Origin of the sequence: Amycolatopsis sp. SID8362 (assembly GCF_010550475.1) — a bacterium.
GTDB lineage: Bacteria > Actinomycetota > Actinomycetes > Mycobacteriales > Pseudonocardiaceae > Amycolatopsis > Amycolatopsis eburnea.
This window is the reverse complement of record NZ_JAAGNB010000707.1, coordinates 1-2,698: the sequence shown is the minus strand read 5'-3', so window position 1 is coordinate 2,698 and position 2,698 is coordinate 1. Positions and strand designations below refer to the sequence as shown.

Sequence of the window (2,698 nt, the reverse complement as noted above, 5' to 3'; positions counted from 1 at the left end):
TGCTCCGGCGGGCGCGCGGCCTGCTCGGCGATCCAGCTCAGCAGCTCGGGAAAACCGGAGCGGGCGTTGAGATCCGCGTCACCGGCCTTCGCGGCGGCCTGGCGCACCACGGCGGAAACCGGCTGGACCGGCGCGTCGATCCCCGCTTCGGCGAGCAGCGCGCGGTTGCGCTCGGCCACCGCGCGCCAGCCTGGGGAGGCGTCGATCTTGGTCAGCGCGACCAGGACGTGCGGGCACCAGGTGCGCACGTGCCGGGCGAGCGCGAGTTCGGCGGGGCTCAGCGGCGCGGTCGCGTCGGAGACGAGGATCACGGCGTCCGCTTCGGCGAGCAGGTCGAGGGCGGCGGCGGTCCGCGGTGACCGCGGGTCACCGACCGGCGGGGTGTCGACGAGGACGAGGCCGGCCGACAGGAGTTCGCGCGGCACACCGACTTCCACGCGGCTGAGCGTGCCGGCGGGACGGGCGCCGAGCTCGCCGGTGAGCCGTTCGACCGCGACGGGGATCCGTTCGCGGGACCGGCCGACCAGGGTCGCGGCGGGTTCGGCGGAGTAGGCGATTTCGGTGGGAACGGCGGGGGTCGGGGCGTCGCCGACCGCGCAGACCGGCGCGTTCAGCACCGCGTTGAGCAGGTATCCCTTGCCCTGTTTGGGAAAGCCGAGCACGCCGAGCCGGATCTGCCCCGGTGCGGCGTCACGGCGTCTGCGCAGGCGCTCGGCGAGATCGGCGCGGCCGTGCGTGCGGCACGCGTCCATCGTCTCGTTGAGCACTTCGAGCCAAGCGGTCACAGCGAAGGAGTGTCCCCGGTTTACTCCCCGTGCGCACACCGGGTGCCCGTCCCGCGGTCGCACCCAGACCGCGGGACGGGCACCGGTGACCGGTTCGGGGCTCAGTGCCCGATGTGGATGTCGTTGTTCGACGCGATGTCGCCGATGTGCAGGTTGCCCAGCGCGTTGTGGCTGACGTCGGCGACGTCGGAGACGACGTCGTGGACGGCCGAGCCGTTGCCGCTGGCCAGCTCGCCGACCTGGCCGAGCGCGTTGTGGTCGGCGCTGATGCCGGTGGCGTTCGTCACGACGGAGGTGACCTCGCCGAGCGGGCCGTGGCCGCCGCCGTGGTGCTCGCCACCCTCGGAGCGGGCCGAGGCGAGGTCGCCGGCGCCCTGGAGGACACCGGTGAAGTCGCCGACCTGGCCGACGAGGCCGTTGACCGTGTGGGTCAGGTCGCCGCTGACGTCGCCGACCTGCGCCGCGCCTTCGTAGACCGGGGCGGTCACGTTGTTGGAGACGTTGCCCACGACGTCGCCACCGAGGTGCGAGACCTCGCTGGTGGCGCCGACGACCGAGCTGTGGTCGACGTCGGTGACCGAGTACACGAGGTTGCCCGCGACCTGGACCGCGTCGAGGCTCGAGCCGAGGTCGCCCGCGGTGCCGAAGGCGCCGGTCGGGTCGCCGGCCAGCGCGGTGACGCCGGCGGCCGTGGTGGTGAGGTCGTTCACACCGGGGAGGGCGCCGACGCCCGGGACGGCGGGCAGGCCCAGGTCGCCGACGGCGGGCAGCTCGCTGCCGAGGTCGCCGACACCCGGCAGCGCCGAGGCGTCCGGCAGGCCGAGGCCCGCGGTGAGGGCGGTGAGCTGGTCGATCGCGCCCTGGATGCCGGGGGCGTCGGTGCCGAACGAGGACAGGCCGCCGACGGCCGGGAGGCTGTCCACGGCGGGGAGGCTGTCGACCGGCACGAAGTCGAGCACCAGCGGGATGACCTCGTGCACGTCGGCGGCGCTGACGTCACCGAGACCGGCGGCGGCGAGGGCGCCCTGCGGGTCCGTCCCGAAGGCCGCGAGCGCGGTCGGGTCGTTGAGCAGGTTCAGGGCGAAGTCGTGCAAGGTCTGCACGGAGTCCATGGGGGTTTCTCCTGGTCCGGTGGTTCTGGGGGACAGCATCGGCCGCAAGGACCGGTGCTCCGTGATCAAGGTAGGGAGACGACCCCCCAGCGCACATCGGGGATCACTCCGAGTCGCACTCCGGTCAGCCGATAGGGGATCGATATGTCATCGTTAGGGAGTTAGGGGCTCATCCGAGACGCGCTCAGTTGGGTTAAATCCCTCCAGCCCCTTGATTGACTAACCCGTTTGGGTGAGGATGCCCCGAGCCCTAGGGGGATTCCGTACCCCTGTTCGGCCCTGCGAGGTGAGGAGGAACCGCCGTTGCCCTACGTCCTCGGGATCGATGTGGCACCCGGGCGGACCCACGCCGCGACCTGCCGACGGCACGGCGCCGGCTGGGGCGAGCCCGAGCCCCTCTGGCTGGGCGAACGGTCCCCGGCCGCCGCGTCCGCGCTGTTCCTCGACGACGAGGGTTACCTGCTCACCGGCGACGCGGCCGCACAGGCGGGCGCCCGGGTCCCGTCCCGGCTGCTCACCGGCTTCCACCGGCGGATCGGCGACGACGTCCCGATGCTCGTCGAAGGTGAGGCGTTCCCGCCCGAGACGCTGACCACCGTGCTCGTCGAGGGGATCGCCGAGCACGCCGCGAACGTCGTCGGCGGGCCCCCGGAGCACCTTGTGGTGACCCACCCCGGCGACTGGGGCGGCTACCGCCGTGACGTGCTGCGGCGGGCGCTGGCCGACGCCGGGTTCCCCGCCGTCACGCTGGTCCCCGGCGCGATCGCGGCGCTCGGCGCGCACCTGGCTGTGCCCGGCCCC

Annotated in this window: 2 protein-coding genes and 1 pseudogene; 1 reads left to right on the top strand and 2 read right to left on the bottom strand. The window is 73.4% G+C overall.

Features of this window, described 5'->3' with window-relative positions:
• Together G3I65_RS21850 and G3I65_RS21845 are read right to left on the bottom strand one after the other, a co-directional pair.
• Positions 1–785 (bottom strand): dynamin family protein (locus G3I65_RS21850; RefSeq protein WP_309235610.1); only part of this gene is annotated, 785 nt, incomplete at its 3' end.
• A 101-nt stretch (positions 786–886) separates the two neighbouring features.
• Entirely contained in the window at positions 887–1,897 is a 1,011-nt protein-coding gene (locus G3I65_RS21845; protein ID WP_160697761.1) for an IniB N-terminal domain-containing protein, read from the bottom strand.
• Between the two features lie 303 nt (positions 1,898–2,200).
• Between G3I65_RS21845 and G3I65_RS21840 the strand changes: the two are divergent.
• Positions 2,201–2,698 (top strand): annotated as a pseudogene (locus G3I65_RS21840) (molecular chaperone DnaK); the annotation flags it as partial.

What these genes read in the sequence shown, in the direction of transcription:
- G3I65_RS21845 (WP_160697761.1), bottom strand. Translation starts at nt 1,897, where the DNA reads ATGGACTCCGTGCAGACCTTGCACGACTTCGCCCTGAACCTGCTCAAC.